Source organism: Rhodococcus sp. 15-2388-1-1a, assembly GCF_002259145.1.
Lineage (GTDB): Bacteria > Actinomycetota > Actinomycetes > Mycobacteriales > Mycobacteriaceae > Rhodococcoides.
In genome coordinates this window covers 203,939-227,135 of the sequence record NZ_NPFP01000008.1, presented here as the reverse complement: position 1 = coordinate 227,135, position 23,197 = coordinate 203,939, and the positions used below count along the sequence as shown (strand labels likewise).

Sequence of the window (23,197 nt, the reverse complement as noted above, 5' to 3'; positions counted from 1 at the left end):
CGGTGCAGTGCGTCCCTACGCCGTTCCTGATCGTTCCCGGTCGTTCCTGCAGGCTCCACTCCTGCCCCGTCAGGACTTCTGCAAATAGTCGACTCGATCCGATCGCCAAGCCGACCGCATCATCGACGCAATGCCGGGATCGTTCGCCAGCGACGGGTCCCGCGCGAACAGAGACCGCGCGCAGTCCTGTGCGTCGGCGATGATGTCCTCGTCGTCGATGAACGAGAGCAGCCGCAGTCCGCTGACCGTGCCCGACTGTGCAGCTCCGAGAACGTCGCCCTCGCGACGAGTGGCCAGATCCAGCTTGGCCAACTCGAAACCGTCGTTGGTGGCCGCCACCGCCTCCAGCCGGGCGAAGGAGCCACCCGCGGGGCTGAGATAGCTGATCATGATGCACAGGCCCTGGTGCCCGCCTCGGCCGATCCGGCCTCGCAACTGATGCAGTTGGCTCACGCCGAATCGGTCCGCATCCATGATGACCATGACCGTCGCGTTGGGAACGTCCACGCCCACTTCGACCACCGTGGTGCAGACGAGCACGTCGATCTCTCCGGAGTTGAACTCGGACATCGTGATGTCCTTGTCGTCTCCCGACAGTCGCCCGTGCAGCAGCCCCACGCGCAGATCGTGCATCGGCCCGGTGGAGAGGGTCTCGTACAGGTCCACCGCAGCCGTCGTCTCGGGGCCGTCCTCCGCGCTCGCGGTCTTCTTCTTCGCGGCGCTCTTCTTCCCGTTCTCCGCGTCCTCGTCGTCGCCGATGCGGGAGCACACCACGTAGGCCTGGCGACCCGCTGCCACTTCCTCGTGAATACGCTGCCACGCTCGATCGACCCAGCCCGGTTTGCTCCTGGCGGGTACGACGTTGCTGACGATGGGCGATCGGCCGCGGGGCAGTTCGGTGAGCACCGACGTCTCGAGGTCACCCAGTGTCGACATCGCGATGGTGCGCGGGATGGGGGTCGCGGTCATCACCAGCAAGTGCGGACTGGTGTTGTCGCGAGCTTTCGCGCGCAACGCATCTCGTTGCTCGACGCCGAACCTGTGTTGTTCGTCGACGACGACCATGGCGAGATCGAGGAATTCCACTCGGTCCTCGATCAGGGCGTGGGTACCGATCACGATGCCCGCGTCACCGGTGACGGCATCGAGCAGGGCGGACCGCTTGGCCGCCGTGGACATCGAGCCGGTCAACAAGGCGACCTTGGTCGCCAACTCGTGCGATCCGAGTTCCCCACCGGCCGCGAGGCTCCCGAGCATCGACCGAATCGAGCGCGCGTGTTGGGAGGCGAGAACCTCCGTCGGTGCCAGCAGCGCACACTGATGTCCGGCATCGATCACCTGCAGCATCGCCCGCAGTGCGACGATCGTCTTGCCCGAGCCGACCTCACCCTGCAACAGCCGCGACATCGGATGCGGTGCCGACAGATCGTGGGCGATCTCGGCTGCGACCTGGTGCTGGCCGGCCGTCAACTCGAACGGCAGACGCCGATCGAACTCGGCGGCGATACCGTCGGTGATCGGTGGGCATCGCGCTGCCACCCGGGTGGATGCGTCGCGTCGGCGATCGGCGAGGACGAGTTGAACGGCGAGCGCCTCGTCGAACTTGAGCCGCTCGCGCGCGGAGTCCTTGTCCTGTGCGGTGTCCGGGAAATGGACCGACCGCAGCGCGGTGTCGATGTCGACGAGACCGCGTTGCGCACGGACCGACTCGGGCAGCGGATCGACCACGTCGTCGAGCTGGTCGAGCACCTGCCGCACGCAGCGCATGAAGGTCCAGCTCTCGACGTCCTTCGCGGCCGGATAGATGGGCACGAATGCTCGATCGAACACCGACATGTCGACGGCACCGGACGAATCGACGGAACCACGAGCGAGTCCGGCCAGGGTGCCGCCGCCGACGATTCGCCCTGCGGGCACAACGGCACCGTCGTTGTCGTCTCCGCCGAGAATCACGTAACTGGGGTGCGTCAGATTCCAGCGCTTGCCGAAGTACTTGACCTTGCCCGAGAACATTCCTCGGCGACCGGGTACCAGAACGTGCTTGAGCTTGTGCGGGCTGAAGAAGGTGGCGTCGATCCGCTGTCCGTCGGCGGCGAGTGTCACTGCGAGGAACTGACCGTTGCGGTTCTTCATCGAGCGCAGCGTCGCGGACTCGATCGTGGCGACGATGGTGATGTGCTCGCCCTCGGGCGGCTCCTTCTCCCCCAGCTCCGAACCGTGAGTCATGTAGCGGTGCGGATAGTGCCGAAGCAGGTCCTCGACGGTGTGAATACCGAAGACGTCTGCCAGCGGCGTCGCCGCCGCGGCTCCGAGGATGTGATCGAGCCGGTCCACCAGCGTTGCCATTGTCCGAGATTCCCTATTCCACTCCGAATTGCACGAGATCCCCCGGCTGCCCACCTGTATAGACCACCACGTCGACTCCGGGATGTGCGCCGGCCACGTACTCGGCCAGCCGATCACCGAAGTCCTCCGAGGCCTGGGCCCCGACGAGCACTGTCACCATCTCCCCGCCCGTGGCCAGGAGCTGATCGAGCAGCCGGCACCCCGCATCGAGCGGACGAGCGGCGACGATCACCACCTCCTGCCCTGCGAGCCCGATGCAGTCTCCCGGCTCGCACGTGCCGACCCACGTCAGGGATCGCTCCTGGGCGATACGCAGTGAACCCCACCTCGTGCCCGCCGCCGCCTCGGACATCGTGAACGCGTCGTCGACCGCAGCCCTGGCGGCATCGTGCACCGCGAGTGCGGCCAACCCCTGCACCATCGCCGAGCACGGCAACATCACGACGTCTTTGCCGTCGGCTCGGGCAGCTGCGCCGACGGCTACGAGTTCCTGCGCGGACAACGCGCCGTTCGACAACACCAACACCTCGCGATGCTTCATCCCGACGATCGCTCGATGCAGCACCGAGGACTCGATCGCCTCGTCGCACCGCACCACCGTCGCGCCTTCCTGAACGTAGAGATCCGCGGCACCGTCACCGGCCACCAGCGCCAAAATATCGCGACCGACCGACAACTCTGCTCCGTCGTGCGCTTCGGGGCTCACCGCTCCGGCCGGCTCGGCGAATCCGAAACACGAGATCCGCACTCCGCGAACATCTCCGGCAGCGATTCCGAGTTCGACGGCACCACCGGGGTCGGCGGTGTGTACGTGCGCGGACCAGGCCCCGGAACCGTCACCGGCGACCACGACCGAATCACCGATGTCGGCCAGGGCCCGGCGAAGCTCCGCCGCCCCCGCATCGTTCTGGCCGTGCACGACGTAGACCACCTCGTACCCGAGAGGGCGACCCGTTGCGTACCCCGGCTCGGGTGCACCGTCGCAGTCCGACGAGACGTTCGACGTATCGCCCACCGTCCGGCGTTCGTGCTCGTGTGGGCGACGGTATCGCCGGCGCGGTGGAGTGCGGCCGATCACCACCTCCACGAGCGCATCGATGATCACCGAGAGACCGAGAGCGCCTGCGTCCACGACCCCCGCCTCCCGGAGTTCGGCGAGTTGGTCCGTCGTGCTGTCGACCGCACGAGCGGTGGCCTCGGCGATGTCGACCACCAGAGTGGCGAGGCCGACATTGGCATCGTGGGCGGAGGCCTCGCGATCGGCGGCGGCCAGAACGGTGAGCATCGTGCCCTCGACGGGAACGCTGACCGCTCCCGCAACCAGGACTTTCGCGCGTCGCAACATGGCCTGGACCGACACCGTGTCCAACGGGCCGTCGGCCGAGGCCTCGGCGACAGCGCGCAAGAGTTGGGACACGATCACTCCCGAGTTGCCCCGCGCACCAGCGACCGCCCCCACGGCCAGTGCCCGCCCGATCGCGCGGGCGTCCGCCGTGGGCCCGGCTGCACGCATCGACTCCACCGCGGCACGGAAGGTGAACATGAGATTGGTGCCGGTATCCGAGTCGGGGATGGGGAACACGTTGAGTGCATCGATCTCGTCGCACCGCGCGGTCAGGGAATCGACGCAGCGGTAGGCCCACCGTCGCAGAGCTGCGGCATCGATCGATTCGAGAACGTCGACCACCTCGAGCAGCCTCCCCCCGCGTCACACACGCCACCTCGTCCGAACTCCCTCGCGGACAGTGCCCGAAGCTTAGTCGGGCATGATCGGTGGCGCGCCTTCCGTGAGCCCTCACGCAGCGTCTGCCGTGGCGGTTTGGTGATTGCGTGCGACGCCGCTATTCTTGCAGGGTTGCCTCGAGGCGATCTTCACGCATTGCAATCCTTGCATCTGCTCGTAGTTCGTTTCGATGTCTTCGACCACATGTATCGATCAACATCTATCAAGGAGTTCGCGACTATGGCTGCCGTCTGCGACGTATGCGCCAAGGGGCCCGGCTTCGGTAAGTCGGTCTCGCACTCGCACCGACGGACCAACCGTCGTTGGAACCCGAATATCCAGACCGTTCACGCTCAGGTTGCGCCTGGTAACTCCAAGCGCATGAACGTGTGCACCTCCTGCTTGAAGGCAGGCAAGGTGGTCCGGGGCTGATTTCGGCCTCGCTCTTCGATTTCCTCCACGGCCTCGACTGCGTGCGAGCACTGTGCCCCGCCCCCGATCTCGGAGGCGGGGCACAGTCGTGTGAGCTTCCGTTTCGGTTCCGTTCCGTACTGTTACACAACCGGTCGGGACCGTGACGAATACGGCGAATCACGGGCACCGGCCGGTGACACCGGCCGAGCAGTCTCGAACGCATGGCGACAACACGCACACTCCTCGTCACGGCGCTCGCAGCGCTGACGCTCACGGCATGCTCGAACGCAGAGCCCGATACGCCGACGGCCGCGCACTACCTGGCCAGTCAGCCCGACTCGGGGCCGGCCGGCGGTGAGATAGACGACCGGATAGGCCTCGACAACACCGATCTTCCCGCACTGGCCCGTCTCGACCCCGTTCTGCTGATGGCACTGCAGTCCGCTGCTGCGGATGCGACATCGTCCGGGGTGGATGTGTACGTCACCTCCGGATGGCGTTCCGCGTCGTACCAGCAACGCTTGTTCGACGAGGCCGTGACCCGCTACGGCAGCACCGACGAAGCCAGACGCTGGGTGCAGACCCCCAACAATTCCAAGCACGTCACCGGACGGGCGGTGGATGTCGGACCGACGGACGCCGCCGACTGGATGATCCAGCACGGCAGCGACTACGGCCTGTGCCAGACCTACGCCAACGAAATGTGGCACTTCGAGATGGCGACCACTGCCGGCGGCACCTGCCCGGCCCCACTCGACGACCCATCCGAAGAACGATCGGAGGGCCGACGATGACACGGGTCGAACCGAGGCGACTGGTCGCCGCACTGGCACTGCTGAACCTGGGAGTCCTCGTCTACTGCCTGTGCGTGTTGACGACCACAGGCCAAACGGTGGATCAAGGACTGATGGTGAGCGCCGAATCACTGTCCGGTGACCTCGCCGAGATCTGCGCCGAATTCGTCGAACTCGTCGCACCGGTCTCGGCCGCAGGAGCGGTTCTCGTCGTATGCCTGATCGCGTGGCGCGGCAACAGGATTGCCCTTGCGCTGCGAGCGGGAATCATGACGCTCGGACCGATTGCGACGGCCTGGATTCTCAAGTACTCGCTCGATCGACCGAACCTGGACGGACTCGTCCAGCACAATTCCTTTCCCAGCGGCACCCTCACCTGCGTCACCGCTGTCGTCTGTGCGGTATACCTCGCAACTGCTCGCCGCTGGCGAATCGTCGTCGCGATCAACGGTGCACTACTCATCGTCGGAACTGCTGTGTCGGTCGTCGTCCTGAAATGGCACCGCCCCAGTGACGCGCTCGGCGCGCTGCTGCTCGTCGGGTGCTACGCCCTGGCGGTCTCCGCATTTCCGATCAGGATCTCCTCGCCCCGACATTCGACGCTGGCCGACCCCGGCAACGAACGTCTCGCGCAGGTGTGAGCCCTGTACCCTTGGCCGATCGCGATTGCCCCTACTACACAAGGTCCTCGACATGGTGAACATTCTCTTCGTAGAGGACGATCCAGCTGTCGCCGAAGCAATGACGTTGGGGCTCAACCGACTCGGTCACCGAGTCGACCATCGCCCCGACGGCAACGGTGATCTCGACAACGCGCTCACCTCCGCCGAGATCGTCCTGCTCGACCTCGGACTCCCCGGAGCCGACGGCTTCGAGATCTGCCGACGAATCCGCGCGCAGAGTTCGGTCCCGATCATCATCCTCACAGCCCGCTCCGATGACATCGACACCGTCGCGGGTCTGGAAGCCGGTGCGGACGACTACGTCGTCAAACCCACGAGCCCACGGGTCCTGGACGCGCGCATCAAGGCTGTGGTCAGACGATCGACCGACACGACACCCGCGGCAACGGCAACGGCAACGGCAACGGCGACGGCGACGGCGATCGTCGAGCAGTACGGCGATCTGACCGTCGACCGTTCGTCACTACAGGTGAGGAAGGGCGGAACTCTGCTGACGCTGACGCCGACCGAGCTTCGGCTCCTGCTCGCCCTGACCGAGAACGTGGGTCACGTGCTCAGCCGAGGCCAATTGTTGTCTGCAGCATGGGATCAGGACTACCTCGGCGACTCCCGAATCGTCGATGCTGCGATCCAGAGACTACGCGGAAAAATCGAGGACGATCCCGCTGCACCGGCCACCATCGAAACGGTGCGTGGGTTCGGATATCGATTCGATCCCGGCCCGGCTCGTTGATGCCGTCCCGGCTGCGAGTCGACGGCCTACGTACTCGACTGGTCCTGGTGTTCATCACCATCGTCGTGATCATCGCCGGTGCAACGGCCGGTGTGGTGTCGTTCATGGCGCGATCGTGGATCTACTCCAACGCGCAGGACGTGGCGACTGCGCAGTTCCGCGACGAACTCCAGGATGCCGACGGGGCCCAGGTGACCCGAGCGAATTCATCCGAACTGAAACAGTTCTTTCCGTCCGACATGACGTTGCTCGTCGGCGACGACGAAATACAACGGGGATCAGTCGACCCGGCCACGCTCTCCCCCGACTTTCTGGCCGGGGTGGGCAGCCGCGGAATCATCCGTTTCGTGCGACTCGACTCCGAACGGATGATGATGGCCATGTCGGTCCGTGTCTTCGAGGCGACCGATCCGAACGGCGACGAAACCCTGGTCACGGCCGTCGCCATTCGGCCGCTCGAGGGCGTGCAGGACAAGTTCGACGATCTTCTGCGCGCCGTGGCCCTCACCCTGGCGGGCGGAGTACTGGTCAGTGGGCTGCTCGGAATGTGGATCGCCTCGACCCTGGTGCGTCCACTGCGACGCCTCGATCGGGCCGCTGCCCGCGCCGCCGACGGTGATCTGAGTGTTCGACTCTCCGAGGAGGGCGTGACCGAACTCGCCGAGCTGACGACGACCTTCAACACCATGATCGCCAGAAACGAGACGGTCATTCGCGGGTTGGAGGAGTCGGAAGAGCAGGCGCGTAGGTTCGTCGCCGATGTCTCCCACGAGCTGAGAACTCCACTGGCAGCACTCGTTCCGGTCGGAGAGATACTCCGAGAGGAGATCCCCCAACTCTCGCCCGATGCGGGAGCAGCCGCCCGGATAGTCAGCGGTGAGATCGGGAAGCTCACTCGACTCGTCGAGGATCTCATCGAGATGTCTCGTCACGACGCACAACAGGCGCGCCTCGTTCTCGACGACGTCGACCTCGTCGAGCTGGTCCGACACTCACTGACCCGCCGCGGATGGGCAGAGAGCGTCGAACTGCGAGGGCCAAACAGTATCGACGCGACCGTGGATCCCCGACGCATCGACGTGGTGGTCGCCAACCTGGTGGGTAATGCACTTCGTCACGGAGAGCCCCCGGTACGCGTGGAGATGAGCGCTCGTCCCGAGTGGGTGGACGTGACAGTGGTGGACCACGGGCCAGGGATATCGCCGGAGGACAACCACGCGATCTTCCGACGGTTCTACAAGGTGGACACCGCTCGCGGACGCAGCGAAGGCAGCGGACTCGGACTGTCCCTCGCCGCCGAGAACGTACGCCTGCACGGCGGCACCATCACTGTCGACCGAGTGGATTCGACCACGGTCTTCAGCGTCCGGCTGCCCCGTCTCCGACCCCGGTAGCGGCGCCGACAGTTGACTCCCGCATCCGTGCCCGAGCACGGCGGCCCCACGGCGGAACAGAAACGTCGGTTAGAGTCCCGAACGTGACTTATTCGGACGCAGACATTTCCAGCAAGGTCAGCATCGAGGACGGTGTACTGCGCATCGTCGTCGCCACCGATGCCGGTGGTGCCTCCCTCGACCTCGAGGGAATCGACGCAGGCACCTCGGCTCTACGCTCCGTCAATGCCGGCAGCACCGCGATCGGAAGCGTCCTGCTCATCGGACGGGGACCCAACTTCTGCGCCGGCGGCAACGTGCGCGATTTCGCCGGCGCGGCCGATCGCAGTGCCTTCGTCGGTTCCGTCGCCGACACGTTTCATGCCTTCGTTCGCGAACTCGCCACAGTCAGCGTCCCGATCGTCGCCGGTGTGCACGGCTGGGCCGCCGGTGCAGGCATGAGCCTGGTCTGTCTGACCGACGTCGCCATCGGCGGACCGTCGACCAAGCTGCGCCCCGCGTACCCCTCGATCGGATTCACTCCGGACGGTGGAATGTCCTGGACACTGCCCCGAATCGTCGGTTCGGGCCGCGCGATGGACATCCTGCTCAACGACGCGATCATCAACGGAGAGGACGCCGTTCGGCTCGGGATCCTCAGCCGGCTGGTGGGCGACGACATCGTGGACAGCGAGGCCGAGCGTCTGGCTCGAACCCTCGCCAACGGACCGACATCGGCGTACCAGGGAATCAAGAAACTGCTCGGAACCTCCGAATCGACAACTCTGACAGAGCAGTTGGACGCCGAAGCCGCCTCGATATCAGCAGCTGCGTCGTCACCTGCCGGACGTGAAGGGGTCGACGCGTTCGTCGAGAAGCGTCGTCCCGACTTCTCCTGAACCGGTCAGGGCAGGGTCCAGTCGATCGGTTCGTCTCCGCCCTCGACCAACAACTCGTTGACACGAGTGAAGGGCTTGGATCCGAAGAACCCGCGCGAGGCGGACAGCGGTGATGGATGAGCGGATTCGATGCAGGGCACGGATCCGAGCATCGGCTTCAGGGTTGCCGCGTCGCGTCCCCACAGAACGGCGACAAGTCCGGGCGCGTCGGGTGTCTCCGCTCGGGCGACCAGTGCCCGAATAGCCTGCTCCGTCACCGCTTCCCACCCCTTCTTTCGGTGCGACGCCGCCTGACCCGGCTCGACGGTCAGCACCCTGTTGAGCAGCATCACGCCGCGGTCGCACCAGGGCGTGAGATCACCGCTGCTGGGCGTGGGCAAACCCAGGTCGTCCGAGTACTCCTTGAAGATGTTGTTCAGACTCCGCGGGACGGGTCGCACGTCCGGTGCAACCGAGAAGCTCAGCCCCACTGCGTGTCCCGGCGTCGGGTACGGATCCTGGCCGACGATGAGGACTCGAACCTCGTCGAAGGGGTAGCGAAACGCCCGCAGTACGTTCTCTCCCGCGGGCAGATAGTGCCGTCCTGCGGCGAGCTCGACCCGCAGGAAGTCGCCCATCGCAGCGACATTCGACTCGACCGGCGCGAGGGCCCGTGCCCATCCCGATTCGACGGCATCGGCGAGCGGCTTGGGCGTCACCGATCGATCCGGCGCAGCGCGTCGCGGTAGTACGCGGCGTTGGCCGAGTACATCTGCACGTTGATGTCGACGTGGCCGTCGGGAACCTGGTAGCCCTCGCGGATCTTCGCGGGCACACCGAGCGCCATGGAACGTTCGGGAACGACGAACTTGAACGGCACAACCGCGCCAGCACCGACGATCGAACCGGCACCGATCTTCGAACCGTTCAGCACCACCGAGCCCGACGCGATGAGGCAGTTGTCCCCGATGGTCGCACCCTCGACGTGCGCGTTGTGGCCCAGTACGCATCCGGATCCGATGACCGTTGCGTCGATCGGGGTGCAGTGCACCACGGTTCCGTCCTGCACGTTGGTGCCCTCGCCGATCGAGATCGTGCCGTAGTCGGCCCGCAGAACCGCAGTGGGCCACACCGACGATCCGGCAGCCAGGGTCACCGCTCCGATGACGACGGCGTCGGGATGAACGTAGGCGTCGGGGTGGATGTCGGGTTCACGATCACCGAGTGCATAGATAGCCATCTCTGCAACTTAGCCGACTCGTTGGACCCGACCCGTGTTCACTCGCCCTCGAAACTCGACCATCCCGATCTACCCTCGTGAACGCGTCCACCGACCGTCACTCGCGGGCTCTGTCCATCACCGCCGTGCTGGACACGGCCGATCACCGTCCATCCCCGAGGAACGCCTGCGGCATCGGGGAAGGTGCCGACGAGCGCGTGATCCTCGCCTCCGGTGAGTACCCACTCCAGCGGATCGTGCCCCACCAGCGTTGCTGCCGACCGCAGTTCGACGGGGATCTCCAGCAGGTCCGGATCGAGGTCCAGGAGAACGCCCGACGCGTCGGCGATGTGGCCGAGATCGGCCAACAACCCGTCGGAGACGTCGGTGAGCGAGGTCGCACCCGCCTCTGCGGCGTCGATCCCGGCGCGATACGGAGGGACGGGCACCCGGTGCGCGTCCACCACGGCGTCGTGGCCGGTTGTGTCCCTGTCACCGAGCAGTAGGGCCAGTCCGGCCGCCGACCAGCCGAGCCGCCCCGCGTACGCGATCACGTTGCCGGCACGCGCCCCCGATCGAAGAACCGGGGCCCGGCCCTGAAGATCGCCGAGCGCGGTGATCGAGATCACCAGCTCCGGCGATTGCACCACATCGCCACCGACAACGGCCGACCCCGCAGCAACTGCCTCGAGCCACATGCCCTCGTTGAGACCGTCGGTCACGCTCACCGGCGTGTCGGCCGGACATCCGAGAGAGACGAGAAAGCCCGAGCACTGCGCACCCATTGCGGCGATGTCCGCGCCGTTCTGCGCGATCGCCTTACGGCCGATCTGTAGCGGACTCGACCAGTCGAGTCGAAAGTGCCTGCCGTGCACCAACATATCGGTGGACGCCGCGATCCGACCGTCGGACGCAGCGACAACGGCTGCGTCGTCGCCCGGACCGACGATGGTCGACGGTGGCTGCACACGGTCTGCGATCGCACGGGCGATCACGTCGAATTCGCCGACCTGCGCGACGGTGCGCTCGCTGCCGGTGGCCGAGTCGGTGACGGAGTCGTCGATGATGTTCCTCCCTGAGAACGCGGTACGTGCGCGACGGTCTCACGCGGAGCGCGCGCCGCGCCTGCGGTACCTTTTAGCGGCGGTCGGGACAGTACCGATGCAGCAGGTTACGTGCGAAGAGAACGTAGTCGACTCAACCTACAGTCGAGAAGTCCGGCAGGGGAAAGGGACCACCGATGGTGCAAGCATTCGTTCTCGTTCAGACCGAGGTCGGCCGAGCGACGGCCGTCGCACAGCAGATCGAGGCCGTCGACGGTGTCGTGTCGGCGGAGGCAGTGGTCGGGCCCTACGACGTGATCGCCCGCGCCGACGGTGCCTCCGACGCCGAGATCGCCGAGATCGTCTCCCGCATCCAGAAGGTCGATGCCATCACTCGCACCCTCACCTGCCCTGTGGCCCCGCAGTCGACGACGTCCGTCGGATAGCTCGTGAATTCACCCGACACCGGCAACGACGCCGGCACCGAAGACAGCCCCGCCGAGACCGACGGCTCTCGCGAGCAGCGCCATCCTGCGGTCATCGCCACCGCGATCGCACTTCCGGTCGCGCTGGTCGTCGGAGTTCTGGTTGCCGCCATTGCGGTCAACCGCTCGCCCGTCCACGATCCGGTCGCTCTGGGCCCGGTCGACTCCCCCGATGCCGCGAGTGCGCAGTGCACATCGCTCCTCGACGCCCTGCCCGACAACCTCGGCGACTACACGAGAGCCGAGTTGGCCGATCCGGCACCGGTCGGAGTCCGCGCATGGGTCTCGGCCGAGGAGAACGCCGAGCCGGTCGTGTTGCGCTGCGGCCTGCCGCGGCCGATCGGGTTCGATGTGGCTGCACCGCTGCAGGTGATCGACGACGTTCAGTGGTTCGAGGTGTCCGGGGAAGACGACGGGATCGACGCCAGCACATGGTTCGTCGTCGATCGCGGTGTGTACGTGGCCCTGACGATTCCGGGCGACTCGGGCCCCACCCCGTTGCAGGACGCGTCCTCGGCCGTGTCCGGCGCGCTGCCCCAGCAACCTCTCGACCCGGCTCCGCTGCAGTAGCGCTGGGCCGCAACAGCTCTAACGCAGACCGATACCGCGGGCGAGAGCGGTGTCGATCAGGGTGGCGATGAGCGTCGGGTAGTCGACGCCGGATTCCGCCCACATCTTGGGGTACATCGAGATCGAGGTGAACCCGGGCATCGTGTTGATCTCGTTGATGACCGGACCGTTCTCGGTGACGAAGAAATCCACCCGCGCCAGGCCCTGGCAGTCCAACGCACGGAAGGCAGCGACGGCGAGTTCACGAATGCGGTCGCTCGTGGCGTCGTCGAGGGCAGCCGGGATGTCGAACTCACTGACATCGTCGAGGTACTTGGTGTCGAAGTCGTAGAAAGCGTGATCGTCGATGTCCGCGTCGGGAATTCGGATCTCGGCGACGGCGCTCGCGCGCACGGTGCCGTCGGGAAATTCCAATACCCCGCACTCGACCTCGCGGCCGTGGATCATGCCCTCGACGATCACCTTGGGGTCGTGTTCGCGTGCGACGGCGATCGCGGTGGGGAGTTGGTCCCACGCGGTGATGCGCGAGATTCCGATGGACGACCCGCCTCGGGCCGGTTTGACGAATGCGGGCAGGCCGATCCGGTCACGCTCGGCAGCCGTCAGGTCGTCGACCGCGCGCCGGAGTACCACCTGGCGACCGATCGGCAGGCCCTCGGCTCCGAGCAGCTTCTTGGTGAATTCCTTGTCCATCCCCGCAGCACTGGCCAGCACACCCGGCCCGACGTACGGAACGCCTGCCAATTCGAGCAGACCCTGCAGGGTGCCGTCCTCGCCGTACGGTCCGTGCAGAACCGGGAACACGACGTCGACGGATGCGAGCACTGTCCCGCCTTCCCCTTCGCCGAGGGCGAGCAGAGCGCCGGCGTGACCCGGGTCCGTGCTGAGAGCAAGCGATGCGCCGGTCTTGTCCACGGTCGGAAGCACCCGGTCGTGAATCGTCAGCGCGTCGATGTCGGAGGAACCGAGTACCCAGGCACCGTCCGCGGTGATTCCCACGGGAACCACCTCGTACTTGGCCGGATCGAGGTTCTGCAGCACGCTACCTGCCGATACACAGGACACAGCGTGCTCGCTGCTGCGTCCACCGAAGACGACGGCAACTTTGATGCGGGGAGTACTCACGATGAGAAACCGTACCGCCGCGGCTCATCGAACGCGGATTCGCCCTGTTCGTCGCGAGACCCCGATCACTGCCTCACTCGGGCTTGATGCGACGTCCCAGCAGGTGCCCGACTGCATCCGGAACGGACATGCCGCCGTGACACACCCGATGGACCGCGTCGGTCAGCGGCATCTCGACGTCGTAACTCTCGGCGAGCGCCCGGACCGAGGTACAGGACTTGACGCCCTCGGCAACCTGCCCGTGCGCCGCTTCCTGCGCACTCTCGAGGGAGCCACCCGAACCCAGGCGTTCTCCGAACGTGCGATTGCGCGAGAGAGGTGACGAGCAAGTGGCGACCAGATCTCCCACGCCTGCCAGGCCCGACAGCGTCGACGGTTTGGCACCGAGCGCTACTCCGAGACGGATGATCTCGGCCAGACCCCTGGTCATGATCGACGCGAGGGTGTTCTCGCCGTATCCGACGCCTGCGGCCATCCCGCAGGCGAGGGCGATGACGTTCTTGCAGGCACCACCGATCTCGGCACCGATGACATCACTGTTGGTGTACGGCCTGAAATAACCGGTGGCGCAGGACTTCTGAATCTCGAGGGCACGCTGGGAGTCGGAGCACGCGATGACGGTCGCGGCGGGCTGTCCCTCGGCTATGGGGCGCGCAAGATTCGGCCCGGACAGGCACGCGACCCGGCTGGGGTCCGCACCGGTGACCTGAGAGATCACCTGGCTCATCCGCATGAGCGTTCCGGTCTCGATTCCCTTCGCCAGGGAGAGCAGGGTCGCGTGCGGCGGAATCGAATCGGTCCACGCCCCCAGATTGGCCCGCAGACTCTGCGACGGCACGGCCAACACCACGATGTCGGCTCCGTCGAGTGCACGGACAGGATCACTCGTCGCGCGAATCGACGACGGCAGCTCGATTCCCGACAGATAATCCTTGTTCTCGTGGTCGTCGGTGATGGATGCAGCGAGTTCCTCGCGCCGGGCCCACATGGTGACGTCCGTTCCCGCATCGGCCAACACCTTGGCGAATGCGGTCCCCCACGAACCCGACCCCAGTACCGCTGCTCTGCTCATTCCGCCAACCCCTCGCCTACTTCGCCGATGCCCTGTCCACGCGCGCATCACCCTAACTCGCAGACCTGCTCGGGCGGTCGGAGTCGGCACAGATCCGTGACGCTGGCAGGATCGAGCACCATGGGTGCATCACGAGACGGCGACCGCGTCGTCAGGGTTCTCATCGCGGTGAAGGATCTCACCGCGGCGAAGTCGCGCCTGGCGGCGGAGTTCTCGCCACCCGACCGGACACGATTGGTGCTCGCCATGCTCAGCGACACCGTGGCGGCCGCAGACGCGGTGTCGGTGGTCGATTCGGTCACGGTGGTCACCCCTGATCCTCTCGTCGCGGAGACCGCCCGCAGAATCGGTGCACGGGTGTTCGACGAACCGGTCCGCGATCCTGCGCTGCCACCGGACGAACGCCTCAATCACGCGTTCTCCGCCGCGGCGCACGTACTGCGACACGGTCACGTCGGCGCGGACGGTCGTGGGGGCTCGACCGTTGCCGCAGACCGAGTCGACATCATCGCGTTGCAAGCAGACCTTCCGGCGATGCGTTCGGTGGAACTCGCCCAGGCCTACACCGGTGCCCGCCGGGGAGGCAGATCACTCGTGGTCGATCATCACGGCACGGGGACCGCTGCCCTGATCCTCAAGGACTCCCCCGACGAGCTGGCTCCACTGTTCGGCAGAGACTCCGCACACCGCCACACCGAGTCGGGCGCACGGGAACTCGACGGCACGTGGCCGGGTCTTCGACTGGACGTGGACACCGCCGACGACGTCCGTAGAGCGCACCGTCTGGGGGTCGGACCGGCGACGGCGGCCGTCCTCCACTCGCTCGGCTGGAGTGACGAAGCATCTGCGACGACTGCGTGAGCGTGCGGACCGCCGCGGCAGTCGAGTGAACACCGGCGGTGAGTTCGGCCATCGGAGTTTCACCCACGCCGGGTATGGGGGATGATCGTGCGGTGAGCAAAGACGACGTGCAGCCCGCGAACCAGGATCCGCCGATCGAGACCGGAAAGGCCACCGGTGCGGAGCCGGCATGGAGCGCTCCGATCGCGGCGACGATGCCGAGCATTCCCTCTGCTCTACCGGCTGCCACGCCGGAATCCGTGGACGCTGCCACCGTGCTCCCCGAAAATCGCTATCTCAACCGGGAATTGAGCTGGCTCGACTTCAACTCGCGAGTTCTCGCGCTGGCGGAGGACTCGTCGCTCCCCTTGCTCGAACGGGCGAAGTTCCTCGCCATCTACGCATCCAACCTCGACGAGTTCTACATGGTTCGAGTTGCCGGCCTCAAGCGTCGTGACGAAACCGGTCTGTCGGTTCGCTCCGCCGACGGTATGACTCCGCGCGAGCAGCTCGCCGTGATCGGGCAACGCACCCAGGAGCTCGCGCTCAAACATGCGCGTGTGCTGCTCGATTCGATCCTGCCCGAGCTCACCGCCGAGGGCATCGCGATCATCCGGTGGTCCGACCTGGACAGCGACGAGCGCACGCGGCTGTCGGAGTATTTCACCGAGCAGGTCTTTCCGGTTCTCACGCCGCTGGCCGTCGACCCGGCCCACCCCTTCCCGTACATCAGCGGCCTGAGCTTGAATCTCGCTGTGACAGTGAAGGATTACTCGACGACCGGTGAGCACTTCGCCCGCGTGAAGGTTCCCGACAATGTGGATCGCTTCGTACGGGTCAAGCGCGGCGACGGCAATCACCGCATCGATGCCTTCCTCTCGATGGAGGAATTGATCTCGGCTCACCTCGACGTCCTCTTCCCCGGGATGGAGGTCGTCGAGTCTCACGCGTTCCGCATCACGCGCAACGCCGATTTCGAGGTCGAGGAAGACCGAGACGAGGACCTCCTGCAGGCACTGGAGCGTGAGCTCGCGCGCAGGCGCTTCGGCTCGCCGGTCCGCCTCGAGATCGCCGACGACATGACCGAGCACATGCTCGAATTGCTGCTTCGCGAACTCGATGTCGATCCGGGCGACGTCATTCAGGTCCCCGGACTGCTCGACCTGTCGTGCCTGTGGCAGGTCTACAGCGTCGACCGCCCCAACCTCAAGGATGCCCCCTTCGTCCCGGCCACCCACCCGGCATTCGGTGAGCGCGAGACCCCCAAGAGCGTCTTCTCCACCCTGCGCGACGGCGACGTGCTGGTACATCATCCCTACGATTCGTTCTCCACCAGCGTTCAACGCTTCATCGAACAGGCGGCGGCCGATCCGCAGGTGCTCGCCATCAAGCAGACGCTCTATCGGACCTCGGGCGATTCCCCGATCGTCAACGCGCTCGTCGACGCCGCCGGAGCGGGCAAGCAGGTCGTTGCACTGGTCGAGATCAAGGCGCGTTTCGACGAACAGGCCAACATCGAGTGGGCACGCAAGCTCGAAAAGGCGGGCGTCCACGTGGTGTACGGCCTCGTCGGCCTCAAGACGCACTGCAAGACCTGCCTGGTCGTGCGCCGAGAAGGATCCGTCATTCGCCGCTACTGCCACATCGGTACCGGCAACTACAACCCCAAGACAGCGCGAATCTACGAGGACGTGGGCTTGTTGACGTCGTCGCCCGAAATCGGGGCCGACCTCACCGATCTGTTCAACTCACTGACCGGATATTCGCGAAAGTCCAAGTACCGCAACCTGCTCGTCGCACCGTACGGGGTGCGGCGCGGCATCGTCGAGCGCATCGAGGCGGAGGTCGAACACCTCAAGGAAGGCCGCGCGGCCGGAATTCGTCTCAAGGCCAACGCCTTGGTCGACGAGCAGGTCATCGACGCGCTCTACCGAGCATCGATGGCAGGAGTTCCGGTGAAGGTGGTGGTGCGCGGAATCTGTGCACTCAAGCCAGGAGTTCCCGGCCTGTCGGAGAACATCGAAGTTCGTTCCATCCTCGGCCGATTCCTCGAACACTCGCGAGTTCTGCACTTCCAGGGTGCGGACGAGTTCTGGATCGGCAGCGCAGACATGATGCACCGCAACCTCGATCGCCGAGTCGAGGTGATGGCTCAGGTCAAGGATCCGCGACTGGCGAACCAGCTGAGCGACATCTTCGATTCTGCCCTCGACCCCACCACTCGATGCTGGGAGCTGGGACCGGACGGCGGCTGGGTCGCGTCACCGGCTCGAGGTGAGAAAGTTCGTGAGCATCAGGTGGACCTGATGCGCAGTCGGAGGAATCAGGCGTCCTGATGGGCACTTCCGACGGCTCTCCCCGCGCCAACATCTTCGCGGCGGGCTCGATCCTGTGGCGACGTTCACCGAGCGGCGACCCCGGCGTCGAGGTCGCCTTGGTGCACAGGCCCAAGTACGACGACTGGTCGTTCCCCAAGGGAAAGCTCGATCCCGGTGAGACAGCTGTCGACGCCGCGGTCCGAGAGGTCAAGGAGGAGACCGGATTCGACTCGCGACTCGGACGGTCGCTGTCCTACGTCACCTATCCGATCCCGGGGCACCGCCGGGTCAAGAAGGTGCTGTACTGGGCGGCCGAGGTCACCGGGGGCGAGTTCGTTCCCAATGTCGAGGTGGACGAACTGCGCTGGGTGACTCCGGAGGACGTCGGCCGCGAGCTCTCGTATCCCATGGACCACAAGATCCTTCGCCGGTTCGTGGCCAAGCCTGCCGACACCTCCACGGTGTTGCTGGTTCGGCACGGCAGCGCCGGGTCACGCTCACGGTTCAAGGGCAACGACGTCGACCGTCCACTCGACAGAACCGGACGACGTCAGGCCGAATCCTTGGTCTCGTTGCTTCGGGCCTTCGGCGGTGATTCCGTGTACGCCGCCGACCGCGCTCGATGCGTCCAGACAGTCGCTCCGATCGCGGAATCGTTGGGGGTGGACATCACTCCCGAGCACCTCCTGTCCGAGGAGGGGTACGCCGACGACCCACGTAAGGGGCGCCACCGCGCTCGCGACATCGCCGAACTACCCGGCACCCCCGTGATCTGCAGCCAGGGAAAGGTGATCCCCGACCTGATGCGATGGTGGGCCGAGAAGGACGGAATAACGTTGCCTGCCAACAGAAATCGCAAGGGCAGCATTTGGGTCCTCTCGCGCCGCGACGGCAGGCTCATCGCTGCCGACCACATCGCCAGTCCATTGCCCACCCTCGCCGCCGACGGCTGAGCAACGCAACACGAACGACGGAAGGCCCCCGACTCGCTCTTCGAGTCGGGGGCCTTCTGCCTTGTCCACGCTGCCACACTCACGCAGCCGCATCAGCGGCTGCGCCTCACGAGTGAGACCTGCGGGCTCTACTTCTTTGCTGCGCGCTTCGCGGGAGCCTTCTTCGCCGGAGCCTTCTTGGCCGGAGCCTTCTTCGCTACGGTCTTCTTGGCCGCTGTCTTCGCCGGAGCCTTCTTGGCGGGAGCAGCAGTCGTTGCCGCCTTGCGCGCGGTCGTCTTGGCCGGAGCCTTCTTCGCAACGGTCTTGCGTGCGGTGGTCTTCGCCGGAGCTGCCTTCTTCGCAGCGGTCTTCGCGGGAGCCGCAGCCTTGCGAGCCGTGGTCTTCGCCGGTGCTGCCTTCTTGGCGGCAGCAGTGGTTGCCTTGCGGGCGGTCGTCTTCACGGCCGCCTTCTTCGCAGCCGTCTTCTTCGCAGCCGCAGTCTTCTTGGCCGGAGCCGCAGCCGAACCGCGCTTGACGGCAGGACCGGTGGCGGGCAACTTCTGTCCGCCCGCGATGACGGCCTTGAACTGTGCACCCGGACGGAATGCCGGAACGTTGGTCGGCTTCACGCGAACGGTCTCACCGGTGCGGGGGTTACGGGCGACGCGCGCTGCGCGACGACGCTGCTCGAACACGCCGAAGCCCGTGATCGTGACACTCTCGCCGCGGTGTACTGCGCGCACGATGGTGTCGACGATGTTCTCGACAGCCTCTGTGGCGCTCCGCCTATCAGACCCCAACTTCTCGGTCAGGGCGTCAATCAGCTCTGCCTTGTTCATGGATTTCCTCCGCTATATGGTGGTCCATCGTCGGACCGACTACTACAACGGTAAACCCCAAGTCGTCAAGAGTCTATGCGCCACGCCAATTTTCATTCTGGTGTCGCGCAATGATTCACGGCCGCAAAGCGTGTCGGACCGGTGCCCGGTCAGCTTTCGGCGGGTGTCTCGATCCGCGCCGGGAGGGTCAGGGGTTTGTATGAAGGCCTTGACTTTTCGTACTCCGTAATGGCCTCTACCTGGCGTAATGTCAATCCGATGTCGTCCAGACCCTCCAGCAGACGCCACCGCGTGTAGTCGTCAATCGCGAAGCGCACCACCAATGTTCCAGCCGTTACGGTCTTGTCGACGAGGTCGACAATTATTTCCAGACCGGGCTGTTCTTCTAAGGCTTTCCACAGCAATTCGACGTCCGACTGATCGACTTCGGCGGCCAGCAGCCCGGCTTTGCCCGAGTTTCCGCGAAAGATATCGGCGAAACGGGAAGCGATCACAACCCGAAATCCGAAGTCCGAGAGTGCCCAGACGGCATGTTCGCGTGACGATCCCGTACCGAAATCGGGCCCGGCAACGAGCACCGAGCCTCGGTCGTAGGGCTCGAGGTTCAAGATGAAGTTCGGGTCCGAGCGCCAGGCCGCGAACAACCCGTCCTCGAATCCGGTACGCGTGACGCGCTTGAGGTAGACCGCGGGGATTATCTGGTCGGTGTCGACGTTGGACCGCCGAAGCGGAACTCCGATACCTGTGTGTCGAGTGAAAGCTTCCATCGAATGTGCTCCTATGCGTTCGATCGATCCGAGCGAAGACGCGCGTTACGCGAGATCGGCCGGAGAGGACAGGGTTCCGCGGATTGCAGTTGCCGCCGCAACCAACGGTGACACGAGATGGGTGCGACCACCCTTACCCTGCCTACCCTCGAAATTCCTGTTGGATGTCGACGCCGATCGCTCGCCCGCCGCCAATTGATCCGGATTCATTCCCAGGCACATCGAGCAGCCGGCCTGACGCCACTCCGCTCCTGCGGCCGTGAATATCTCACCGAGGCCCTCTTCTTCGGCCTGCGCCCGCACCCGCATGGACCCGGGTACCACCAGCATTCGCACTCCGTCGGCAACCCGGTGCCCTTCGAGAACGGACGCGACGGCCCGCAGATCCTCGATTCGACCGTTGGTGCACGAGCCCACGAACACGGTGTCGACGGCGATCTCGCGGATGGGTGTGCCTGCTTCCAGGCCCATGTACTGCAAAGCCTTCTGCGCGGCGGCCCGCTCGCTCTCGTCGACCATCGCCTCGGGATCGGGCACCGTATCGCCCAGTGGCGCACCCTGACCCGGATTCGTTCCCCACGTGACGAACGGCGTCAACGTATCGGCATCGATGTGGACCTCGTTGTCGAACACCGCATCCGGATCGGTCGCCAGTTCGTCCCACGCCGCCACCGCCGCGTCCCAGTCGGCACCGCTGGGAGCGTGCGGACGCCCCTTCAGGTATTCGTAGGTGATCTCGTCGGGAGCAATCATGCCTGCCCGCGCACCGGCCTCGATCGACATGTTGCAGATGGTCATTCGCGCCTCCATCGACAGCTTGCGAATGGCCTCACCGCGGTACTCGAGGACGTAGCCCTGGCCGCCTCCGGTGCCGATCTGTGCAATGACAGCAAGGATCAGGTCCTTGCTCGTCACACCGGGGGCGAGCTCACCGTCGACGTTGATCGCCATCGTCTTGAAGGGACGCAGCGACAAGGTCTGCGTGGCCATGACGTGCTCGACCTCGCTGGTACCGATGCCCATCGCGATCGAGCCGAAGGCACCGTGCGTCGAGGTGTGGCTGTCTCCGCACACCACGGTCATGCCGGGCTGGGTCAGACCCAACTGTGGCCCGATGATGTGCACGATGCCCTGATCGAGATCGCCCATCGGGTAGAGCCGAACGCCGAATTCCTCGCAGTTGCGTCGAAGAGTGTCGACCTGTGTGCGCGAGACCAGATCTGCGATGGGCGCGAAGATGTCTGCCGTCGGGACGTTGTGGTCCTCGGTCGCGATCGTGAGATCGGGACGCCGGAGTCCGCGGCCGGCCAGCCGAAGGCCGTCGAACGCCTGCGGGCTCGTGACCTCGTGCACCAGATGGAGATCGATGTAGATCAGGTCCGGCTCACGCGCTCCGCCTTCTCCGCCGCCTCGGACCACCACGTGCTGGTCCCATACCTTCTCCGCCAAAGTCTTCGGTGTTTCGGACATCGCTGTCGCGGACCTCGTCTTCCCTGTCGTCGTCGCGCCGATGAACGGGCTGGTCCACCTCGCGTGATCGTCTCGACATCATGCCCCTGACGCGCACTGAAGATCTCGTAGTTGTGCAATCTCAGCATTCGGGAGGCTAATATCGTTCTATGAGACAGCATAGCCCGAATGGCCTCGTCGACAAATCGAGCGGTATCGGGGTCCTCGACAAGGCGATGACCGTGCTGCACGCGGTGGCCGAGAAGCCATGCAATCTCAACGATCTGTGCGCGCGAACGAGCCTGCCCCGGGCCACGGCTCACCGGCTCGCGGTGGGCCTGGAGACCCACCGACTACTCGTACGAGATGCCGACGGCCTGTGGCGGACGGGGCCGGGGCTGGGAGAGCTTGCGGCGAGCGCATCGGACGCCCTGCTCGATGCCGCCGCCTCGGTACTCCCACGCCTGCGCGAAATCACCGGTGAGAGCGTGCAGATCTATCGGCGGGAAGGGACGGTGCGGGTGTGCGTGGCGTCCATGGAGCCGCCGACCGGACTTCGCGACACCGTGCTCGTCGGCGCACGCCTTCCGATGACGGCCGGATCGGGTGCCAAAGTGCTTCTCGCATGGGCAGATTCGCAGACTCAACGAACAGTTCTGCCCGATGCAGAATTCGGTGAGCGTGTTCTCCTCGAAGTTCGGCGGCGCGGATGGGCACAGAGTGCCGGCGAGCGTGAACCGGGCGTCGCGAGCGTCGCAGCGCCGGTTCGAGACAGCAACGACACTGTGGTGGCGGCGATCTCGGTATCCGGACCCATCGATCGAATCGGACGCAAGCCAGGAGCGCGCTGGGCCGCGGATCTCCTGGCGGCCGCGGACGCACTGAACAAGCGACTCCGATAGAAGCATGCAGGCCCCGTCGGCCCGAGGAAAACGAGCTGATCGAGCTGCGAGAGTGGGGTACCTTCGTCTCGAACGGCCTACCCGGCCGGTCGACGACTGCGAGGAGTCATCCCATGCCCGAATCCGGCAGTGAAGAACTGAAGAAGAAGTTCCGCGAGGTTCTGGAACAGAAGAACAGCAAGTCTCACAATTCCGTCGAACACAAGGACGGTGGACCGAAGGTCAACAACGCCCACGGTCCGGCCGACCATCAGAAGATGTTCCGCCGCAAGAGCGTCTGAGAAGCCCGCACCGAAACGACAACACCCTCCCGATCCGAGGATCGAGAGGGTGTTGTCAGTTGTAGCCCCGACGGGATTCGAACCCGCGCTACCGCCTTGAGAGGGCGGCGTCCTAGGCCGCTAGACGACGGGGCCAGGAACTTCACCTGCATTGTGTTCGAGCTTGTACGTGCTGAGCCAGCTTAACTGCCTCGGCCTCGGCGACAAAATCGCCTTCACCTGCTCGCTGGGGTACCAGGACTCGAACCTAGAATGGCGGTACCAGAAACCGCTGTGTTGCCAATTACACCATACCCCAATGGACTTGAATCGAATTGCTCATCACCATCGATGTGCACTGCGTTTCGAGCCGGGATAGAGACTATCAAAGGTGACTACCCATTCTCCAAATCGGCTGCTCAGAGCCACCGA

General features: G+C 65.3%; 23 protein-coding genes and 2 tRNA genes. 13 read left to right on the top strand and 12 right to left on the bottom strand.

Annotation, left to right across the window (positions count from 1 at the left end):
- Nucleotides 1–69 precede the first annotated feature (69 nt).
- Nucleotides 70–2,346 (bottom strand): ATP-dependent DNA helicase RecG, encoded by a 2,277-nt coding sequence (recG, locus tag CH302_RS05555; RefSeq protein WP_037189697.1) that lies wholly within the window; start codon nucleotides 2,344–2,346, stop codon nucleotides 70–72.
- Between the two features lie 13 nt (nucleotides 2,347–2,359).
- Nucleotides 2,360–4,033 carry a DAK2 domain-containing protein gene (locus tag CH302_RS05550; protein ID WP_082323592.1) on the bottom strand — a complete coding sequence of 558 codons (1,674 nt, stop codon included), beginning with the start codon at nucleotides 4,031–4,033 and terminating at the stop codon, nucleotides 2,360–2,362.
- A 276-nt stretch (nucleotides 4,034–4,309) separates the two neighbouring features.
- On the opposite strand from CH302_RS05550, the gene rpmB reads away from it, so the two are divergent.
- From rpmB to CH302_RS05520, 6 genes are all read left to right on the top strand, one after another.
- The gene (gene rpmB, locus CH302_RS05545) at nucleotides 4,310–4,501 is read left to right on the top strand and encodes a 50S ribosomal protein L28 (RefSeq protein ID WP_008717389.1); all 192 of its coding nucleotides are present in this window, start codon (nucleotides 4,310–4,312) and stop codon (nucleotides 4,499–4,501) included.
- A 203-nt stretch (nucleotides 4,502–4,704) separates the two neighbouring features.
- Entirely contained in the window at nucleotides 4,705–5,277 is a 573-nt protein-coding gene (locus CH302_RS05540; protein WP_037189699.1) for a M15 family metallopeptidase, read from the top strand.
- The gene (locus tag CH302_RS05535; protein WP_037189700.1) at nucleotides 5,274–5,918 is read left to right on the top strand and encodes a phosphatase PAP2 family protein; all 645 of its coding nucleotides are present in this window, start codon (nucleotides 5,274–5,276) and stop codon (nucleotides 5,916–5,918) included. The genes CH302_RS05540 and CH302_RS05535 overlap by 4 nt, the downstream gene beginning before the upstream one ends.
- A gap of 52 nt (nucleotides 5,919–5,970) precedes the next feature.
- Nucleotides 5,971–6,693 (top strand): response regulator transcription factor, encoded by a 723-nt coding sequence (locus CH302_RS05530; RefSeq protein WP_037189703.1) that lies wholly within the window; start codon nucleotides 5,971–5,973, stop codon nucleotides 6,691–6,693.
- The gene (locus tag CH302_RS05525) at nucleotides 6,693–8,087 is read left to right on the top strand and encodes a sensor histidine kinase (protein ID WP_230596225.1); all 1,395 of its coding nucleotides are present in this window, start codon (nucleotides 6,693–6,695) and stop codon (nucleotides 8,085–8,087) included. The genes CH302_RS05530 and CH302_RS05525 overlap by 1 nt, the downstream gene beginning before the upstream one ends.
- Nucleotides 8,088–8,170: 83 nt before the next feature.
- Entirely contained in the window at nucleotides 8,171–8,965 is a 795-nt protein-coding gene (locus tag CH302_RS05520; protein WP_082323593.1) for an enoyl-CoA hydratase/isomerase family protein, read from the top strand.
- Between the two features lie 5 nt (nucleotides 8,966–8,970).
- On the opposite strand, the gene CH302_RS05515 is transcribed toward CH302_RS05520, so the two are convergent.
- The 3 genes from CH302_RS05515 to CH302_RS05505 are packed head-to-tail and all read right to left on the bottom strand — an operon-like array spanning nucleotide 8,971 to nucleotide 11,158.
- Nucleotides 8,971–9,663, bottom strand: coding sequence for a uracil-DNA glycosylase (locus tag CH302_RS05515; protein ID WP_037189709.1), 693 nt, complete (start codon nucleotides 9,661–9,663; stop codon nucleotides 8,971–8,973).
- On the bottom strand, nucleotides 9,660–10,184 hold the full coding sequence (locus CH302_RS05510; protein ID WP_032397774.1) for a gamma carbonic anhydrase family protein: 525 nt from the start codon (nucleotides 10,182–10,184) through the stop codon (nucleotides 9,660–9,662). Before CH302_RS05510 ends, CH302_RS05515 begins: the two co-directional genes overlap by 4 nt.
- 38 nt (nucleotides 10,185–10,222) lie before the next feature.
- The gene (locus tag CH302_RS05505) at nucleotides 10,223–11,158 is read right to left on the bottom strand and encodes a thiamine-phosphate kinase (RefSeq protein WP_037189710.1); all 936 of its coding nucleotides are present in this window, start codon (nucleotides 11,156–11,158) and stop codon (nucleotides 10,223–10,225) included.
- Between the two features lie 245 nt (nucleotides 11,159–11,403).
- Here CH302_RS05505 and CH302_RS05500 point away from each other — a divergent pair, with 245 nt between their 5' ends.
- Nucleotides 11,404–11,652 (top strand): Lrp/AsnC ligand binding domain-containing protein, encoded by a 249-nt coding sequence (locus tag CH302_RS05500; RefSeq protein ID WP_037189711.1) that lies wholly within the window; start codon nucleotides 11,404–11,406, stop codon nucleotides 11,650–11,652.
- 3 nt (nucleotides 11,653–11,655) lie between these two features.
- A complete protein-coding gene (locus CH302_RS05495) occupies nucleotides 11,656–12,261 on the top strand; it encodes a DUF3515 domain-containing protein (RefSeq protein WP_037189712.1) in 606 nt (201 codons plus the stop codon).
- 18 nt (nucleotides 12,262–12,279) lie between these two features.
- Here the strand turns inward: CH302_RS05495 and CH302_RS05490 are convergent, their stop codons facing one another.
- Nucleotides 12,280–13,386 (bottom strand): D-alanine--D-alanine ligase family protein, encoded by a 1,107-nt coding sequence (locus CH302_RS05490; protein WP_037189713.1) that lies wholly within the window; start codon nucleotides 13,384–13,386, stop codon nucleotides 12,280–12,282.
- A 73-nt stretch (nucleotides 13,387–13,459) separates the two neighbouring features.
- The gene (locus CH302_RS05485) at nucleotides 13,460–14,458 is read right to left on the bottom strand and encodes an NAD(P)H-dependent glycerol-3-phosphate dehydrogenase (protein WP_037189714.1); all 999 of its coding nucleotides are present in this window, start codon (nucleotides 14,456–14,458) and stop codon (nucleotides 13,460–13,462) included.
- A 102-nt stretch (nucleotides 14,459–14,560) separates the two neighbouring features.
- Here CH302_RS05485 and cofC point away from each other — a divergent pair, with 102 nt between their 5' ends.
- The 3 genes from cofC (at nucleotide 14,561) to CH302_RS05470 (ending at nucleotide 18,569) form a co-directional block, all read left to right on the top strand.
- Nucleotides 14,561–15,319: a 2-phospho-L-lactate guanylyltransferase gene (gene cofC / locus CH302_RS05480; RefSeq protein WP_329955306.1), complete on the top strand. Its 759-nt coding sequence runs from the start codon at nucleotides 14,561–14,563 to the stop codon at nucleotides 15,317–15,319.
- 194 nt (nucleotides 15,320–15,513) lie between these two features.
- A complete protein-coding gene (locus CH302_RS05475; protein ID WP_230596244.1) occupies nucleotides 15,514–17,634 on the top strand; it encodes an RNA degradosome polyphosphate kinase in 2,121 nt (706 codons plus the stop codon).
- Nucleotides 17,634–18,569: an NUDIX hydrolase gene (locus tag CH302_RS05470; RefSeq protein ID WP_037189715.1), complete on the top strand. Its 936-nt coding sequence runs from the start codon at nucleotides 17,634–17,636 to the stop codon at nucleotides 18,567–18,569. The genes CH302_RS05475 and CH302_RS05470 overlap by 1 nt, the downstream gene beginning before the upstream one ends.
- Before the next feature lie 128 nt (nucleotides 18,570–18,697).
- Here CH302_RS05470 and CH302_RS05465 read toward each other — a convergent pair whose 3' ends face one another.
- The 3 genes from CH302_RS05465 to leuC form a co-directional block, all read right to left on the bottom strand.
- Nucleotides 18,698–19,387, bottom strand: coding sequence for an HU family DNA-binding protein (locus CH302_RS05465; protein ID WP_037189723.1), 690 nt, complete (start codon nucleotides 19,385–19,387; stop codon nucleotides 18,698–18,700).
- A gap of 149 nt (nucleotides 19,388–19,536) precedes the next feature.
- Nucleotides 19,537–20,154, bottom strand: coding sequence for a 3-isopropylmalate dehydratase small subunit (gene leuD / locus CH302_RS05460; protein ID WP_037189724.1), 618 nt, complete (start codon nucleotides 20,152–20,154; stop codon nucleotides 19,537–19,539).
- A 45-nt stretch (nucleotides 20,155–20,199) separates the two neighbouring features.
- Nucleotides 20,200–21,624, bottom strand: coding sequence for a 3-isopropylmalate dehydratase large subunit (leuC, locus tag CH302_RS05455; protein WP_037189725.1), 1,425 nt, complete (start codon nucleotides 21,622–21,624; stop codon nucleotides 20,200–20,202).
- A 149-nt stretch (nucleotides 21,625–21,773) separates the two neighbouring features.
- Between leuC and CH302_RS05450 the strand changes: the two genes are divergently transcribed.
- Both CH302_RS05450 and CH302_RS29940 read left to right on the top strand, forming a co-directional pair.
- Complete coding sequence (locus CH302_RS05450) at nucleotides 21,774–22,505, top strand: IclR family transcriptional regulator (RefSeq protein ID WP_037189727.1); 732 nt, start codon at nucleotides 21,774–21,776, stop codon at nucleotides 22,503–22,505.
- Nucleotides 22,506–22,618: 113 nt separating this feature from the next.
- Nucleotides 22,619–22,786 carry a DUF5302 domain-containing protein gene (locus CH302_RS29940; RefSeq protein ID WP_170946045.1) on the top strand — a complete coding sequence of 56 codons (168 nt, stop codon included), beginning with the start codon at nucleotides 22,619–22,621 and terminating at the stop codon, nucleotides 22,784–22,786.
- 62 nt (nucleotides 22,787–22,848) lie between these two features.
- Here CH302_RS29940 and CH302_RS05445 read toward each other — a convergent pair.
- Together CH302_RS05445 and CH302_RS05440 are read right to left on the bottom strand one after the other, a co-directional pair.
- Nucleotides 22,849–22,921 (bottom strand) — tRNA-Glu (locus tag CH302_RS05445).
- Between the two features lie 91 nt (nucleotides 22,922–23,012).
- A tRNA-Gln gene (locus tag CH302_RS05440) sits at nucleotides 23,013–23,084 on the bottom strand.
- Between the last annotated feature and the right edge of the window lie 113 nt (nucleotides 23,085–23,197).

Bases quoted from the DNA above. Each gene is read 5' to 3' on its own strand.
- recG (WP_037189697.1), bottom strand. From the start codon at position 2,346: ATGGCAACGCTGGTGGACCGGCTCGATCACATCCTCGGAGCCGCGGCG.
- rpmB (WP_008717389.1), top strand. From the start codon at position 4,310: ATGGCTGCCGTCTGCGACGTATGCGCCAAGGGGCCCGGCTTCGGTAAG.
- CH302_RS05540 (WP_037189699.1), top strand. From the start codon at position 4,705: ATGGCGACAACACGCACACTCCTCGTCACGGCGCTCGCAGCGCTGACG.
- CH302_RS05535 (WP_037189700.1), top strand. From the start codon at position 5,274: ATGACACGGGTCGAACCGAGGCGACTGGTCGCCGCACTGGCACTGCTG.
- CH302_RS05530 (WP_037189703.1), top strand. From the start codon at position 5,971: ATGGTGAACATTCTCTTCGTAGAGGACGATCCAGCTGTCGCCGAAGCA.
- CH302_RS05525 (WP_230596225.1), top strand. From the start codon at position 6,693: ATGCCGTCCCGGCTGCGAGTCGACGGCCTACGTACTCGACTGGTCCTG.
- CH302_RS05510 (WP_032397774.1), bottom strand. From the start codon at position 10,184: ATGGCTATCTATGCACTCGGTGATCGTGAACCCGACATCCACCCCGAC.
- CH302_RS05500 (WP_037189711.1), top strand. From the start codon at position 11,404: ATGGTGCAAGCATTCGTTCTCGTTCAGACCGAGGTCGGCCGAGCGACG.
- CH302_RS05485 (WP_037189714.1), bottom strand. From the start codon at position 14,458: ATGAGCAGAGCAGCGGTACTGGGGTCGGGTTCGTGGGGGACCGCATTC.
- CH302_RS05475 (WP_230596244.1), top strand. From the start codon at position 15,514: ATGCCGAGCATTCCCTCTGCTCTACCGGCTGCCACGCCGGAATCCGTG.
- CH302_RS05470 (WP_037189715.1), top strand. From the start codon at position 17,634: ATGGGCACTTCCGACGGCTCTCCCCGCGCCAACATCTTCGCGGCGGGC.
- CH302_RS05465 (WP_037189723.1), bottom strand. From the start codon at position 19,387: ATGAACAAGGCAGAGCTGATTGACGCCCTGACCGAGAAGTTGGGGTCT.
- leuD (WP_037189724.1), bottom strand. From the start codon at position 20,154: ATGGAAGCTTTCACTCGACACACAGGTATCGGAGTTCCGCTTCGGCGG.
- leuC (WP_037189725.1), bottom strand. From the start codon at position 21,624: ATGTCCGAAACACCGAAGACTTTGGCGGAGAAGGTATGGGACCAGCAC.
- CH302_RS05450 (WP_037189727.1), top strand. From the start codon at position 21,774: ATGAGACAGCATAGCCCGAATGGCCTCGTCGACAAATCGAGCGGTATC.
- CH302_RS29940 (WP_170946045.1), top strand. From the start codon at position 22,619: ATGCCCGAATCCGGCAGTGAAGAACTGAAGAAGAAGTTCCGCGAGGTT.